This is a genomic window from Streptomyces puniciscabiei (genome assembly GCF_006715785.1).
Taxonomy (GTDB): domain Bacteria; phylum Actinomycetota; class Actinomycetes; order Streptomycetales; family Streptomycetaceae; genus Streptomyces; species Streptomyces puniciscabiei.
Genome location: NZ_VFNX01000003.1, coordinates 425,499 through 440,478 on the forward strand (window position 1 = coordinate 425,499; position 14,980 = coordinate 440,478).

12 protein-coding genes are annotated in these 14,980 nt (G+C 72.0%); 8 read left to right on the forward strand and 4 right to left on the reverse strand.

The window, feature by feature from the left end; all coding sequences use genetic code 11:
• Window positions 1–19: 19 nt before the first annotated feature.
• From tal to FB563_RS37795, 6 genes are read left to right on the forward strand one after another with little or no spacing between them, the layout of a single operon-like run.
• On the forward strand, window positions 20–1,165 hold the full coding sequence (gene tal, locus FB563_RS37770) for a transaldolase (RefSeq protein WP_055707115.1): 1,146 nt from the start codon (window positions 20–22) through the stop codon (window positions 1,163–1,165).
• Window positions 1,162–2,769 (forward strand): glucose-6-phosphate dehydrogenase, encoded by a 1,608-nt coding sequence (gene zwf, locus FB563_RS37775; protein ID WP_055707114.1) that lies wholly within the window; start codon window positions 1,162–1,164, stop codon window positions 2,767–2,769. Before tal ends, zwf begins: the two co-directional genes overlap by 4 nt.
• On the forward strand, window positions 2,766–3,692 hold the full coding sequence (gene opcA / locus FB563_RS37780; RefSeq protein WP_055707113.1) for a glucose-6-phosphate dehydrogenase assembly protein OpcA: 927 nt from the start codon (window positions 2,766–2,768) through the stop codon (window positions 3,690–3,692). The genes zwf and opcA overlap by 4 nt, the downstream gene beginning before the upstream one ends.
• A gap of 1 nt (window position 3,693) precedes the next feature.
• The gene (gene pgi, locus FB563_RS37785) at window positions 3,694–5,355 is read left to right on the forward strand and encodes a glucose-6-phosphate isomerase (protein ID WP_142219205.1); all 1,662 of its coding nucleotides are present in this window, start codon (window positions 3,694–3,696) and stop codon (window positions 5,353–5,355) included.
• Window position 5,356: 1 nt separating this feature from the next.
• Window positions 5,357–6,235, forward strand: a complete 879-nt coding sequence (gene gnd, locus FB563_RS37790; RefSeq protein ID WP_055710398.1) for a phosphogluconate dehydrogenase (NAD(+)-dependent, decarboxylating) — start codon at window positions 5,357–5,359, stop codon at window positions 6,233–6,235.
• 6 nt (window positions 6,236–6,241) lie between these two features.
• On the forward strand, window positions 6,242–6,829 hold the full coding sequence (locus tag FB563_RS37795) for a histidine phosphatase family protein (protein WP_055710397.1): 588 nt from the start codon (window positions 6,242–6,244) through the stop codon (window positions 6,827–6,829).
• A gap of 324 nt (window positions 6,830–7,153) precedes the next feature.
• Here FB563_RS37795 and FB563_RS37800 read toward each other — a convergent pair whose 3' ends face one another.
• The 3 genes from FB563_RS37800 to FB563_RS37810 form a co-directional block, all read right to left on the reverse strand.
• Window positions 7,154–9,070: an ArnT family glycosyltransferase gene (locus tag FB563_RS37800; RefSeq protein WP_055710396.1), complete on the reverse strand. Its 1,917-nt coding sequence runs from the start codon at window positions 9,068–9,070 to the stop codon at window positions 7,154–7,156.
• 170 nt (window positions 9,071–9,240) lie between these two features.
• Window positions 9,241–11,052, reverse strand: coding sequence for a bifunctional sugar phosphate isomerase/epimerase/4-hydroxyphenylpyruvate dioxygenase family protein (locus FB563_RS37805; RefSeq protein ID WP_142219206.1), 1,812 nt, complete (start codon window positions 11,050–11,052; stop codon window positions 9,241–9,243).
• A gap of 14 nt (window positions 11,053–11,066) precedes the next feature.
• A complete protein-coding gene (locus FB563_RS37810) occupies window positions 11,067–11,960 on the reverse strand; it encodes a shikimate dehydrogenase (protein ID WP_055710628.1) in 894 nt (297 codons plus the stop codon).
• Window positions 11,961–12,126: 166 nt separating this feature from the next.
• Here FB563_RS37810 and FB563_RS37815 point away from each other — a divergent pair, with 166 nt between their 5' ends.
• Together FB563_RS37815 and FB563_RS37820 are read left to right on the forward strand one after the other, a co-directional pair.
• On the forward strand, window positions 12,127–12,792 hold the full coding sequence (locus FB563_RS37815; protein WP_055710629.1) for a TetR/AcrR family transcriptional regulator: 666 nt from the start codon (window positions 12,127–12,129) through the stop codon (window positions 12,790–12,792).
• Between the two features lie 197 nt (window positions 12,793–12,989).
• On the forward strand, window positions 12,990–14,351 hold the full coding sequence (locus FB563_RS37820) for an MFS transporter (RefSeq protein ID WP_142219207.1): 1,362 nt from the start codon (window positions 12,990–12,992) through the stop codon (window positions 14,349–14,351).
• A gap of 87 nt (window positions 14,352–14,438) precedes the next feature.
• On the opposite strand, the gene FB563_RS37825 is transcribed toward FB563_RS37820, so the two are convergent.
• Window positions 14,439–14,780, reverse strand: coding sequence for a VOC family protein (locus tag FB563_RS37825; protein WP_055705916.1), 342 nt, complete (start codon window positions 14,778–14,780; stop codon window positions 14,439–14,441).
• Between the last annotated feature and the right edge of the window lie 200 nt (window positions 14,781–14,980).

Sequence of the window (14,980 nt, forward strand, 5' to 3'; positions counted from 1 at the left end):
GATACGACCCGAAAGAAGAATGATCACTGTGACCGAAGCAATCGCGACCCCGGGAGCCCTCAAGCGCCTCGCCGACGAGGGCGTGTCGATCTGGCTCGACGACCTGTCGCGCAAGCGGATCACCTCGGGCAGCCTCGCCGAGCTCGTGGCGAGCGGGAGCGCCGTCGGTGTCACCACGAACCCCTCGATCTTCCAGGCCGCCATCGGCTCCGGCGAGGGCTACGAGGAGCAGCTGAGCGACCTCGCCGTACGCGGGGTGACCGTGGACGAGGCCGTGCGGATGATGACGACCGCCGACGTGCGCGACGCCGCCGACATCCTCCGTGACGTGTACGACGCCACCAACGGCCGGGACGGCCGCGTCTCCATCGAGGTCGACCCCCGCCTCGCGCACGACACCGGGGCCACCGTCGCCGAGGCCAAGCAGCTCGCCTGGCTCGTCGACCGTCCCAACGTGATGATCAAGATCCCGGCGACCAAGGCGGGCCTGCCGGCCATCACCGAGGTCATCGGCCTGGGTATCAGCGTCAACGTGACCCTGATCTTCTCCCTGGAGCGGTACCGCGAGGTCATGGCCGCCTACCTGGCCGGCCTGGAGAAGGCCCGCGAGCGTGGCATCGACCTCTCCACGATCCACTCGGTGGCGTCCTTCTTCGTCTCCCGTGTGGACTCCGAGATCGACAAGCGGCTGACCGCCCTCGGCACCGACGAGGCCCTCTCGCTCAAGGGCCGCGCGGCCCTCGCCAACGCCCGGCTCGCCTACGAGGCCTACGAGGAGGTGTTCGCCTCCGAGCGCTGGATCGCGCTCGCCGGTGCCAGGGCGAACAAGCAGCGCCCGCTGTGGGCCTCCACGGGTGTGAAGGACCCCGCCTACAAGGACACCCTGTACGTGGACGAGCTGGTCGCGCCGGGCACGGTCAACACCATGCCGGAGGCCACCCTGAACGCCGTCGCCGACCACGGCGGGATCACCGGCGACACGGTGACCGGCGGCTACGCACAGGCCCGCGCCGACCTGGCCGCCGTGGAGCGGCTCGGCATCCCCTACGACGAAGTCGTCCAGCAGCTGGAGGACGAGGGCGTCGCCAAGTTCGAGGCCGCCTGGCAGGAACTGCTGGACGCCGTGGCGACGTCCCTGAAGAGCAAGGGAGCTGACGCCCGATGACCGAGAACGCACCCGCCGCCGAGGCACCCGCGCCTCAGGCGCCCGCACCCGAGGCGGTGCAGGTCCCGGTGGGTCCGGCCGCCGGCTGGGAGAACCCGCTGCGGGACACCAGCGACCGCCGGCTCCCCCGGATCGCGGGCCCGTCCGGGCTCGTCATCTTCGGGGTGACCGGTGACCTGTCCCGCAAGAAGCTGATGCCGGCGGTGTACGACCTCGCCAACCGCGGTCTGCTGCCGCCGGGCTTCTCCCTCGTCGGGTTCGCCCGGCGGGACTGGGAGAACCAGGACTTCGCGGAGGTCGTGCACAGCGCGGTGAAGGAGCACGCCCGCACCCCGTTCCGCGAGGAGGTGTGGCAGCAGCTGGCCGAGGGCATGCGGTTCATCCCCGGAGACTTCGACGACGACACCGCCTTCAAGCAGCTGAAGGACGCCGTCGAGGAGCTGGACGCCTCCCGCGGCACCGGCGGCAACTTCGCGTTCTACCTGTCGGTGCCGCCGAAGTTCTTCCCCAAGGTCGTGCAGCAGCTGAAGAAGCACGGGCTGGCGAACCCGCCCCAGGGCTCCTGGCGGCGCGCGGTCATCGAGAAGCCGTTCGGCCACGACCTGGACAGCGCCCGCGAGCTGAACGCGATCGTGCACGAGGTGTTCGAGCCGGACCAGGTGTTCCGCATCGACCACTACCTCGGCAAGGAGACCGTCCAGAACATCCTGGCGCTGCGCTTCGCCAACCAGATGTACGAGCCGATCTGGAACCGGTCGTACGTCGACCACGTGCAGATCACCATGGCCGAGGACATCGGCATCGGCGGGCGCGCGGGCTACTACGACGGCATCGGCGCCGCCCGTGACGTCATCCAGAACCACCTGCTGCAGCTGATGGCGCTGACCGCCATGGAGGAGCCGATCGCGTTCGACGCGGAGGCGCTGCTCACCGAGAAGCTGAAGGTGCTGAAGTCGGTGCGGCTGCCGGAGGACCTCGGCAGGCACACCGTCCGGGCGCAGTACGCGGATGGCTGGCAGGGCGGCGAGAAGGTGGTCGGCTACCTCCAGGAGGAGGGCATCGACCCGAAGTCGAAGACCGACACCTTCGCCGCGATCAAGCTGGGCATCGACAACCGCCGCTGGGCGGGCGTGCCGTTCTACCTGCGTACCGGCAAGCGGCTGGGCCGCCGGGTCACCGAGATCGCGGTGGTCTTCAAGCGGGCCCCGCACTCCCCCTTCGACTCCACCGCCACCGAGGAACTCGGGCAGAACGCGATCGTGATCCGCGTCCAGCCGGACGAGGGCATGACCGTGCGGTTCGGCTCCAAGGTGCCGGGCACCTCGATGGAGATCCGGGACGTGTCGATGGACTTCGCCTACGGCGAGTCCTTCACCGAGTCCAGCCCGGAGGCGTACGAGCGGCTCATCCTGGACGTGCTGCTCGGCGACGCGAATTTGTTCCCCCGTCACCAGGAAGTGGAAGAGTCCTGGAAGATCCTCGACCCGATCGAGGAGTACTGGGCGGCGCACGGCAGGCCGGCGCAGTACGCGTCGGGCAGCTGGGGACCGAGTGAAGCGGACGAGATGCTCGCACGAGACGGACGGAGCTGGCGCAGGCCATGAAGATCGACCTGACCGACACCACGGCAAGCAAGATCAACAAGGCGCTGGTGCAGGGCCGCCGCGCCATCGGCACCCCCGCCGTGGGCATGGTCCTGACGATGGTCATCGTCACGGACGAGGAGAACGCCTACGACTCGATCAAGGCCGCCGAGGACGCCTCGCACGAGCACCCGATGCGGACCCTGGTCGTCATCAAGCGGCACGTGCGCACCCTGCGCGACCGCACCCACTCCCGGCTCGACGCCGAGGTCCGGGTCGGCTCCGAGGCCGGCACCGGCGAGACGGTCGTGCTGCGCACCTACGGCGAGGTGTCCGACCACGCCGACTCGGTCGTGCTGCCGCTGCTGCTGCCGGACGCGCCCGTCGTCGTGTGGTGGCCGGTGGACGCGCCCGACGCCCCGTCCGAGGACCCGCTCGGCGCGCTCGCGCAGCGCCGGATCACCGACCTGTACGCGTTCGAGCGGCCCATGGAGGTCCTGGAGACCCGCGCCCGCAACTACGCCCCCGGCGACACCGACCTCGCCTGGACCCGGCTCACCCTGTGGCGGTCCATGCTGGCCGCCGCCCTGGACCAGGCCCGGGTGCCGATCACGACGGCCGCCGTCGAGGCCGAGGCGGCCAACCCCAGCGCCGAACTGCTGGCCCGCTGGCTGGAGGCCCGCCTGAAGGTGACCGTGGACCGCGTGGTCACCGCCGGACCGGTCGTCACCGCCGTACGGCTCGGCACCCAGAACGGCGAGATCCGCATCGACCGCCCCGAGGGGCCGCTCGCCACGCTGACCCTGCCGGGCCAGCCGCCGCGCACCCTGGCCCTGAAGGTCCGCCCCACCTCCGAACTCATCGCCGAGGAGCTGCGCCGCCTCGACGCCGACGAGATGTACGCCATCGCCCTGAAGGGCGAGGCCGCCAAGGAGAACGCCTGAGATGGCCCAGTCCGAGTCTGTCAAGCTCACCCACCGGCCCGAGTGGACGGCCCTCGCCGACCACCGCGCCGAGGGGCAGCCGCACCTGCGCGAACTGTTCGGGGCGGACCCCGGCCGCGCCGAGCGGTACGTCGTACGGGTCGGCGACCTGTACATCGACTACAGCAAGCACCTGATCACCGACGAGACGCTGGCCCTGCTGCAGGAACTCGCCACCGCCACCGGCGTGTTCGCGCTGCGTGACGCCATGTTCCGCGGCGAGAGGATCAACGTCACCGAGAACCGTGCGGTCCTGCACACCGCGCTGCGCGCCCCCCGGGACGCGGTGATCGAGGTCGACGGGGAGAACGTCGTCCCGAAGGTGCACGCCGTCCTCGACAAGATGACCGGGTTCGCCGGCAAGGTCCGCTCGGGCGAGTGGACCGGCCACACCGGCAGGCGCATCAAGAACGTCGTCAACGTCGGCATCGGCGGCTCCGACCTCGGCCCGGCGATGGCGTACGAGGTGCTGCGCCCTTACACCGCACGGGAGTTGACGTTCCGCTTCGTGTCGAACGTGGACGGCGCGGACCTGCACGAGGCCACCCGGGACCTGGACCCGGCGGAGACCCTGTTCATCGTCGCGTCCAAGACGTTCACCACGATCGAGACGATCACCAACGCGACCTCGGCCCGTTCCTGGCTGCTCAAGGCCTTCGACGGCGACGAGAAGGCGGTCGCGAAGCACTTCGTGGCGCTGTCCACGAACGCGGAGAAGGTCGCCGAGTTCGGCATCGACACGGCCAACATGTTCGAGTTCTGGGACTGGGTCGGCGGCCGCTACTCGTACGACTCCGCGATCGGCCTGTCCCTGATGATCGCCATCGGCCCGGACCGGTTCCGGGAGATGCTCGACGGCTTCCGGCTGGTCGACGACCACTTCCGCACCGCGCCCGCCGAGGCCAACGCCCCCTTGCTGCTGGGCCTGCTGGGCATCTGGTACGGCAACTTCCACGACGCCCAGTCGCACGCGGTGCTGCCGTACAGCCACTACCTGTCGAAGTTCACCGCCTACCTCCAGCAGCTGGACATGGAGTCCAACGGCAAGTCGGTGCAGCGGGACGGCCGGCCGGTGGAGTGGCAGACCGGGCCGGTGGTGTGGGGCACCCCGGGCACCAACGGGCAGCACGCCTACTACCAGTTGATCCACCAGGGCACCAAGCTGATCCCGGCGGACTTCATCGGCTTCGCCCGGCCCGTCGGCGAGCTGAGCGAGGAACTCAAGGCCCAGCACGACCTGTTGATGGCCAACTTCTTCGCCCAGACCCAGGCGCTGGCCTTCGGCAAGAGCGCCGAGGAGGTCCGCGCGGAGGGCGTGCCGCAGGAGCAGGTCACCCACCGCACCTTCCGCGGCGGCCACCCCACCACCACGATCCTCGCCGGTGAGCTGACCCCGTCCGTGCTCGGCCAGCTGATCGCCCTCTACGAACACAAGGTGTTCGTGCAGGGCGCCGTGTGGAACATCGACTCCTTCGACCAGTGGGGCGTGGAACTGGGCAAGGTCCTCGCCAAGCGCGTCGAGCCCGCCCTCACCGAGGGCGCTCAGGTCCCCGGTCTCGACCCGTCCACCACGGCCCTCGTCGCCGCCTACCGCACCCTCAAGAACGCATCGGAAGTGAACTGATATGCAGCTCGGTCTCATCGGTCTCGGCAAGATGGGCGGCAACATGCGCGAGCGGATCCGCCGCGCCGGCCACACCGTCATCGGCTACGACCGCAATCCCGAGGTCTCCGACGTCAAGTCGCTCGCCGAACTGGTCGAGAAGCTGGACGCGCCCCGCCATGTGTGGGTGATGGTCCCGGCCGGCACCGCCACGCAGACCGTCATCGACGAGCTCGGCGACCTGCTGGAGCCCGGCGACACGGTGATCGACGGTGGCAACTCCCGCTGGACGGACGACGAGAAGCACGCCGCCGCCCTCGGTATCAAGGGCATCGGCTTCGTCGACGCAGGTGTCTCCGGCGGTGTGTGGGGCCTGGAGAACGGCTACGCCCTCATGGTCGGCGGCGACAAGCAGCACGTCGAGCCGCTGAAGCCGATCTTCGAGGCGCTCAAGCCGGAGGGCCCGTACGGCTATGTCCACGCGGGCCGGGTCGGCGCCGGGCACTTCTCCAAGATGGTCCACAACGGCATCGAGTACGCCATGATGCAGGCCTACGCCGAGGGCTGGGAGCTGCTGGAGAAGGTGCACTCGGTGGAGAACGTGCGCGAGGTGTTCCGCTCCTGGCAGGAAGGGACGGTCATCCGTTCCTGGCTCCTCGACCTCGCGGTCAACGCCCTGGACGAGGACGAGCACCTGGAGAAGCTGCGCGGCTACGCGGAGGACTCCGGCGAGGGCCGCTGGACGGTGGAGGCGGCGATCGACAACGCCGTACCGCTCCCGGCGATCACCGCCTCTCTCTTCGCCCGGTTCGCCTCCCGGCAGGACGACTCTCCGCAGATGAAGATGATCGCGGCGCTGCGCAACCAGTTCGGTGGCCACGCGGTCGAGAAGAAGGACTGACCCGCCGTGGGGGACCTCCTGCTGGTCCGCCACGGTGAGACGGAGTGGAGCAGGTCGGGACAGCACACCAGCTTCACCGACCTGCCCCTGACCGGGCACGGCGAGGAACAGGCCAAGTCCCTCGCCCCGCTCCTCACCGGCCGGACCTACGCCCTGACACTGGCCAGCCCGCTGGACCGCGCGCTGCGCACCGCCGAACTCGCGGGCCTCGTCGGGGTCGTGCCCGATCCCGACCTGCACGAGTGGGACTACGGCGGCTACGAGGGCATCACCACCGTCGACATCCACCGCACCCGCCCCGGCTGGGACCTGTGGACCGACGGCGTGCCGCCCGGCCCCGAGGGCCACCCCGGCGAGTCACCGGAGGAGATCGGGGCCCGCGCCGACCGCGTGCTGGCCCGGGTGTCCCCGGCCCTGGCGGAGGGGGACGTGGTCCTCGTCGCCCACGCGCACTTCCTGCGCGTGCTCACCGCCCGCAGGCTGGGCCTGCCGCCCGCCGAGGGCCGGCTGTTCCAGCTGGCCACGGGCACGGTCAGCCGACTGTCGACCGAGCACGGACGACCCGTGATCGCCGAGTGGAACAGACGGGCCTGACGGCCCGTCGGCCGCGGCCCGGTTCACCCCAGGTGAACCGGGCCGCTGTCGTACAGCAGCGGGGATCACGGGCGGCCGCCGGCAGTGCCCTCCAGCACAGCAGCCGGGCACGCGGCCGCCAGCGCCCAGACGGAACGCACAGCCCTGACCGCCCCTCTCCCACACCCCCGGCTCACCCCCGGTGAGCCAGGCCGCAGTCACACAGCAGCCGGGATCACAGGCGGCCGCCGGCAGTGGGCGGCGCTCCGGCACAGCAGCCGGGCGCGGCCGCCAGGGCGCAGACGGAACGCACGGCCGTGACCGATCCTCGCCCGCAACCCCGGCTCATCCCCGGTGAGCCGGGCCGCAGTCGTAGAGCCGGTGGGACCGGTCGCCGGAGTGGTACGCCGACGGGGGGACGAGCGCGCAGTGGACGGTCGTCCAGCGCACGAGCCCACCGACGGGCGTGTCGTGCCGGTACCCGGCCAGGACGTCCCCTCGGGACAGGACGACGTAGCGCAGCCGGCCGGAGCGGATCAGCCGGTGGAAGCGGGCGGGCGAGGGGTACGGGACCCGCCCGGTGAAACCGCCCATGGGCATGACGTGTGCGTTCGCCGATATGACGTAGGGCGCGGCGGACCACCAACCGGGGATCGCGGCCACATACTCGGCGCTGCCGCGGTGGGCGGTGAGGTAGGCGAGCAAGTGCCGCTGGTCTGAGTTCAGTCGGGCGAGCGGATTGCCCTGGCGGTGGCTGCTGGGGCCGACGCGGCCCAGCGAGCCGGGCTGGTTGTAGCGCGGTGACAGCGCCGACGCCGACCACGCGGCGGGCACCAGCAGGACCGCGGCCAGTCCCACGGCCAGACCGGCGGTGACCATGCGCGGGCGGTGCCGGACCGCGGTCAGGGCCAGACCGGCCAGCGCGAGGGTGGCGGCGACCGGGGCCGACCAGGGCAGGAAACGTGGGTACCACAGGGTCAGCGCCACACACCAGGCGGCGTTCCCGGCGAGCGCCACCGGCAGTACCCAGGCCCGTCGGCCGCCCCTCAGGGCCGCCCGCCAGGCCGGTACGACACCGGCGCCGGCGAACGCCGCGAGGGGCACCGCGACCACGCCCATGTAGTAGGTGTGCCCCGTCACGCTGCCGAAGCTGAAGACGAGGAAGAACGTCGCCAGCCATCCGCCCCACAGCACCTGGCCCGCGAGCACGCGGTCCGTACGGGGGACGCGCCGCCGCCACAGTGCCACCGCGCCGCCGGCCAGGCCGAGCGCGGCGAGCGGGTAGAGCCACCCGGTCTGCGTGGCGAGCCCCGGGCTGAACATCTTCCACACGCTGTCGCCCATGCCGGGGCCCGAACCGGCCGCCCGCAGGATCTCGTTGGGCGTGACGCTGCCGGTGCCGGCCGCGTCGACACCGACGGTGTGGAAGCGGGTGAGGAAGTTGTAGCCGACGACCAGACCGAACGCCGAGTTGTCCGTGGTGCCGTCGAGATACGGCCGGGCGGAGCCCGGGGTGAGGGTGGCCACCACCATCCACGACACCGACACCGCGAAGGTCACCGCCGCGGCGAGTGCGAGATCGCGCAGCCGGCGGCCGAGGCTCCGGGGAGCGGCGACCAGGTAGGTGGCGGCCAGCGCGGGGAGCACCGCCCAGGCCTCCAGCATCTTGCACTGGAAGGCCACGCCCACCCAGAACCCGGCGAGCAGCAGGGGGACGAGCCTGCCCCGCTCGGTCGCCCGCCAGACGGCCTCGGCGGCGAGAAGCAGCAACAGGACGAACGGCGCATCCTCGGTGACGGACCGCCCAAGGCCGACGGTCACCGGAGTGAGGGCCAGGAAGGCGGCGGCCAGCAGCCCGGCGGGCACGCCCGCCCAGCGACGCACCAGCACATGGAGCACGACCACCGAGGCCACGCCCTCGAGCGCCTGCGGCAGCACCAGCGCCCACGGGTGGAAGCCGAACACCAGCGCCGACAGGGCCTGCGGCCACAGGAACCCGGGCAGCTTGTCGATGGTGAGGGTGTTGCCCGGGTCGAAGGAGCCGTAGAAGAAGGCGACCGGGTTGTCCGTCATGCTGCGCACCGCGGAGGCGTAGAACCCGTGGTACGCGCTGTGGCCGAGGCCCCACAGGGACAGCAGCGCGGCGAGCGCGGCGATGGCCGCCAGCGCCGGACGCTCGTACCGGCCGGTACGCGGGCGGGGCGGGGCGGCGGGCGGCGGCCCGTCGCCCCGGACGACCGACTGGGTGGGGGTGGTCAGCATGAACGGCCTTTCGGGCTCCCGGAAACGCAGTGATCCGGGCGCGGCGCGCATGCCGGATCTCGCGGAGTATCCGCCGCCTGACGTGTACGGAGCCTGAACCGCAGCTGAACCCGGTGGAGGTCTCACCGGCCTCTCACTCGTACGACAAGTCCGGTAAGACGCCGGTCGGTTCAGTGCAAGAGCCGTCCCGCGTGCTGGGCCGCGAGGCGTACCGGGGCGTTCGCGGCGCCGTATCCCTGGTAGCCGGGGTCGCGCTGGACGAGTTCGAAGAAGACCCGGCCGACGGTCTCGGTGTAGCAGTGCCGGAAGGCGCCGCCCGCGTCCCGGTCGTACAGGATGCCGAGGTCGCGGTACGTCTCCAGCTCGTCGTCGGGGAGGTCGTACCGGGCGGCGAGGTCGTCGTGGTAGTTGGCCGGCACGGGCAGCAGCCGGCCGCCCGCGGCGCGGAAGGCGCGGGCCGCGGCCACCACGTCGTCGGTGGCCAGCGCGATGTGTGCCGCGTGCACGGTGTCGTCCGCGGGTGCCGCGCCGACGCCGAGGGCGATGCGGACGCCGCCGTCGGCGCTGGTGACGGCGCGACTGCGCATCAGGCCGTAGGGGTCGGCGAGGTCGACGCTCTGCTGGGCGGTGAGGCCGAGGACGCTGCGGTGGAAGAGGGTGGCCTCGTCGAAGTGGTGCCAGGGCTGGGTGAGGGCGAGGTGGTCGATCCGGGTCGCTTCGATGCCGGTCGGGGAGGGCTCCGGGGCATCCGGCAGGTCGGCGAAGTCGGCCCGCCAGTCGGAGAGTTCGGGATCACCGGTGGCACAGAAGAACAGTTCCGTGCCGTCGGGGGCCGCGACGGCGTCGAGCGGGGCGTCCTCGGGGGCACGGCGGCGGGGCAGGACGGGGGCGAGCAGGGCTTCGGCGCGGCGGGCGGCAGCGGCGGGGTCCGGGGACTCCAGGCCGATCGCGGCCAGCCGGGTGCCGTCGCGGCGGGCGGTGGCGGCGCTGTTGACCAGGATGCGGGCCTCGCCGCGCTGCCACAGGTCGACGGGCTTGCCGCGGTGCCGGGCGGCGCGGGTGAAGCCGAGGGCGGTCAGCAGCGCGGTGACGGGTTCGGCGTCCGGGGTGAGGAGTTCGGCGAAGGCCACCCCGGTGGGCACGACGGGCGGCGGCAGCTCGGTCGCACCGGCGGCCTCCTCGAGGAGCAGCAGGGAGCGGTGGGCGTCCACGGCGGTGGGGCCGGCGTCGGCCTGCCGGAAGACGTCGTTGAAGACCTCCAGGGACAGCGGCCCGCGGTAGCCGGTGGCGAGGACCTGCCGCACCAGCCCTGTGACGTCGAGGCCGCCCTGTCCTGGGAAGCAGCGGTAGTGACGGCTCCACTGCAGGACGTCCATCGCGAGCAGCGGGGCGTCGGCGAGCTGCAGGAAGAAGATCTTCTCGCCGGGGATGTCCGCGATTCCCTCGAGGTCCTTCGGCTCGCAGGCGCGGGAGAGGATGTGGAAACTGTCCAGACAGACGCCGAGCGCCGGGTGCCCGGCGGCCTCGACGATCCGCCACGCGTGCCGGTAGGTGTTCACGTGCCGCCCCCAGGCGAGCGCCTCGTACGCCACCCGGATCCCGAACCCCTCGGCCAGCTCGGCCAGTCGGGCCAGCTGTCCGGCCGCTCGGGCGTCGTCGTCCACGGCGTGGGGCGACACGCTGGAGCACACGAGGACGGTGTCGGCGCCGAGCCGGTTCATCAGCTCGAACTTGTGCCGGGCGCGCCGCAGGTTGCCCACGAAGACCTCGTCGGGCACGCCCTCGATGTCCCGCATCGGCTGGTACAGATCGATGCTCAGCCCGAGGTCGGCACAGCGCGCACGGATCTCCTCGGGAGCGAGCGGGCACGCCAGGAGATCGTTCTCGAAGATCTCCACCCCGCCGAACCCGGCCCGCGCGGCCGCGGCGAGTTTCTCGGTGAGGGTGCCGCTGAGGGAGACGGTGGCTATGGAGGTGCGCATGCCTGTGCTCCTCGTCATCCGACCGCACTCCCCGAGCGCTCGACGCCCACCAGCTCCTCGAAGTCGGCCAGCATCCGGCCGCTGTCCGGCTCTCTCCCCGTGAACAGCCGGAACGCGTCGGCGGCCTGGAACACGGCCATCCCGCCCCCGGGCAGAACGGCGCACCCACGCGCGTGAGCGACCCGCAGCAGCTCCGTCCGAAGCGGCCGGTACACCACCTCGGCAACCCACAGACCGGGATGCAGCAGCTCGGCCGGCAGAGGCAGCCCGGGGTGCGCGGCCATACCGGTGGGCGTGGCATGCACCAGGCCGCCACAGCCGTCGGCCGCGCCGAGCAGCGCCGGAAGCCGGTCCACCGTCGCCGCCTCCGCCCGGCCGGGGCCGAAGTGCCGTACCAGGGAGTCGGCGAGGCCGGCGGCCCGCGCGGGCAGCGCGTCGACGACGGTGACCCGCCCGGCGCCCAGGGTGAGCACGGCATGCGCGACGGCCGCCCCCGCGCCGCCCGCGCCGAGCTGGACGACCCGCTCCAGCGGGGCGTCGGGCAGGCCGCGCGCGAAGGAGGCGGCGAATCCGGTCACGTCGGTGTTGTGGCCGACGGCCCGGCCGTCGTCGAAGACCACGGTGTTGACCGCGCCGAGTGCCTCGGCCCGCGGGTCGAGCGCGTCGAGGTGGTCGATGACCAGCTGCTTGCAGGGATGGGTGATGTTCAGCCCGTCGTAGCCGAGGTCGCGGGCGGCGCGGACCAGATCGCCGACGGCCTCCGGCGCCCGGCCGAGGGCGTCGAGGTCGAGGAGCCGGTAGAGGTGGCGCAGGCCCTGCCGGTCCGCCTCCCGCTGGTGCAGGGCGGGACTGAGTGAGGGGCCGATCCCGGCCCCGATCAGCCCGACGAGATACGAGTCCTTGGCCACGTGGCCCTCCTGAGGCGGCACTAATGTACGAACCAGTACGTTAGCTATATCAGCCACCGGTGCGGCACGGAAGACCCGGGCGGCCTCCGGGCCCCCTGCTTCTACAATCACCGGCACGCACCCAGCGAGCGCGCCACCCAGGCGCCCACCGGCCCGAAGGACAGCGATGACCAGCGTCGAAGAGCCCGTACGACCCGGGGGACGGGTGCGCGACGCGGCCCGCACCAAGGCCGAGATCCTGGACGTGGCCACGCAGGAGTTCGCACGGGCGGGCTACGACGGAGCCCGGGTCGACGAGATAGCGGCCCGCACCCGCACCACCAAGCGAATGATCTACTACTACTTCGGCGGCAAGGAGCAGCTGTTCACGGCCGTGCTGGAGCGGGCATACGGGGTGATCCGCGAGGCCGAGCAGCAGCTGGACGTCGAGCACCTGGACCCCGTCGCGGCGATCCGGCGCCTGGCCGAGCTGACCTTCGACCACCATGAGCGGCACCCGGACTTCATCCGGCTCGTCAGCATCGAGAACATCCACGGCGCGGAGCACATCGCGGCCTCCGAGAAGCTCGGGAAGATCGGCTCCCCGGCCCTGGAGGTGATCCGCCGGATCCTCACCGCGGGACAGGAGTCAGGGCTGTTCACGGCCGACGTCGACGCGGTCGACCTGCACGCGATGATCAGCTCGTTCTGCTTCTTCCGGGTGGCCAACCGGCACACCTTCGGCGCCCTGTTCGGCCGGGACCTGGTGGACCCCGGCCGGCGGGAGCACTACCGGACCATGCTGGGCGACATGGTGATCGCCTACCTGACCGCGGAGCGCACGGCCGGCTGACCCCGGCAGGCCCGCACTCCCGCACGGACCGCTGCACGGACTCTTGACAGCGGGGAAACACGGGCGCAACATCCCACCCACCACGACTAACTATCCAGTGGGTTAATTAGCGCCGAGATCCGGCCCTCGCCCGCTCCCTCCCCTCGTCGCTCACGCCGCCCTTCCGTAGGGTGGACGTCCCCCGAAGGAGCACCGCCGTGTCCGTCCCCGCCCCCGCGTCCGCCGCCGACGCCCCTCCCGGACAGCCCTGGAAGGCGGCGACGGCCGCCTGGATCGGCAGCGCCCTGGAGTACTACGACTTCTTCGTCTACGGCAGCGCCGCCGCGCTGATCTTCCCGAAGGTGTTCTTCGACTCCTCCGACCCGGCGACCGCGACCCTGCTGTCGCTCGCCACCTTCGGCGTCGCCTATGCCGCCCGCCCGCTCGGCGCGCTGGTCCTCGGGCACGTCGGCGACCGGCTCGGCCGCAAGAAGATCATGGTGTTCACCCTGATCCTCATGGGCGTGTCGACCTTCCTCATCGGCTGTCTGCCCACCCGCGCCCAGGCCGGCTCGCTCGCTCCGGTGCTGCTCGTGCTCTGCCGTGTGCTGCAGGGCATATCGGCGGCCGGCGAGCAGGCGAGCGCGAGTTCCATGAGCCTGGAACACGCCCCGCCGGACCGGCGGGGCTTCTTCACCAGCTTCACGCTGAGCGGCACCCAGGGCGGTCAGCTCATCGCCACGCTGGTCTTCATCCCCGTCTCCCGGCTCCCCGAGGACCAACTGCTGTCCTGGGGCTGGCGGGTGCCGTTCTGGCTGAGCGTGGCGGTCGCCGTCACCGGTTACGTCATCCGGCGCCGGCTGCGCGAGACCCCGGCCTTCGCGAAGCAGGCGGCGACCGAGGGCGTGGTCCGGCTGCCGCTCGCGGTGCTCATCCGCGAGCACTGGGCGGACGTGCTCCGGGTGATCGCGGGCGCGCTCATCGCCTCGGTCAGCACGGTCTTCACGGTGTGGGCGCTGGCGTACGCCACCAGTGATTCGGTCGGTATGTCCCGCACGTTCATGCTGTGGGTGGGCGCCCTGGCCAACCTCTGCGCGCTGGCCGCGATCCCGCTGTGGGCCACGCTCTCGGACCGGATCGGGCGCCGGCCGGTGTTCCTGTTCGGCGCGGTGGGCAGCGCGGCCGCGATGGCCGGCTATCTGTGGGCGATCTCCACGGGCTCCCGCCCGCTGACCCTGATCCTCGGGATCGTCGCCTTCGGTCTCGTCTACAGCGCCGCCAACGGGGTATGGCCCGCCTTCTACGGCGAGATGTTCGCGACCCGGGTGCGGCTGTCGGGCATGGCCGTCGGCACGCAGATCGGCTTCGCGGTGGCCGGGTTCGCGGTCACCTTCGCCGCCGAGATCGCCGGTCCGGGCGGCGACGACTGGTCGGCGGTCGCCCTGTTCACGGCCGCGCTGTGCCTCCCCCCGGCCCTCGCCGCCCTCACCGCCCGCGAGACACACAAGGTCCCCACCGAACTCCTCGGCGAACGGCCGGACAGCCGGCCGAAGCGGGCGGAAAGGGTCACGGCGGCCTAGGACCGCACGGTCCGAGGCCCGGGCCCACCGGCCGCGCGTGCGAACACGCCTGCGCGACCCGCCCGTCCGCCGTCTGCGCCGTTCCCCCTACGGCCTCGGATGCCTGGGCTCGTACAGGACGAGCTCGCCGCCGCCCGGCAGGCGCAGCGCGGTCACCCGACCCCAGCGGGCCTCCTCCACCTGCCGGGTGAACTCCACGCCACGCTCGGCGAGTTCACGCCGCGTCGCGTCGAGGTCGTCGCACATCAGCATCAGCTCGTGCGCGGGCTCGCCGTCGGTGGGGTGGCAGGCCACCTCGGCGGGCGGCGCCCGGAAGATCAGCCATCCGTGGCCCGCGTCGGCATGCGTCCACCCGAGCGTGTCGCGCAGGAAGACCCGGTCGGCCTCCGCGTCCCGGCTGTAGAGCACCACATGTGCACCATTGATCACGCGCGGAGGGTAGAGCGACGGGCGGGGCCGGGCAAGCACCGCGCCCGCGAGCCGCTGCACCCCGGGTGGCCGCGACAGGGTTTCGCACCGGCCGCACTCCACACCGGCGCAGTCACCGCATGCCCGGCACCGGCACCATCGCCGCTCCCCTACGCCGGCCGCACCACCCCCAGCGCATCGCGCACCCCCGCACCGGCCGC

Coding starts and splice junctions, on each gene's coding strand:
- FB563_RS37800 (WP_055710396.1), bottom strand. CDS start 9,070: ATGCTGACCACCCCCACCCAGTCGGTCGTCCGGGGCGACGGGCCGCCG.
- FB563_RS37815 (WP_055710629.1), top strand. CDS start 12,127: ATGACCAGCGTCGAAGAGCCCGTACGACCCGGGGGACGGGTGCGCGAC.
- gnd (WP_055710398.1), top strand. CDS start 5,357: ATGCAGCTCGGTCTCATCGGTCTCGGCAAGATGGGCGGCAACATGCGC.
- FB563_RS37805 (WP_142219206.1), bottom strand. CDS start 11,052: ATGCGCACCTCCATAGCCACCGTCTCCCTCAGCGGCACCCTCACCGAG.
- opcA (WP_055707113.1), top strand. CDS start 2,766: ATGAAGATCGACCTGACCGACACCACGGCAAGCAAGATCAACAAGGCG.
- zwf (WP_055707114.1), top strand. CDS start 1,162: ATGACCGAGAACGCACCCGCCGCCGAGGCACCCGCGCCTCAGGCGCCC.
- tal (WP_055707115.1), top strand. CDS start 20: ATGATCACTGTGACCGAAGCAATCGCGACCCCGGGAGCCCTCAAGCGC.
- pgi (WP_142219205.1), top strand. CDS start 3,694: ATGGCCCAGTCCGAGTCTGTCAAGCTCACCCACCGGCCCGAGTGGACG.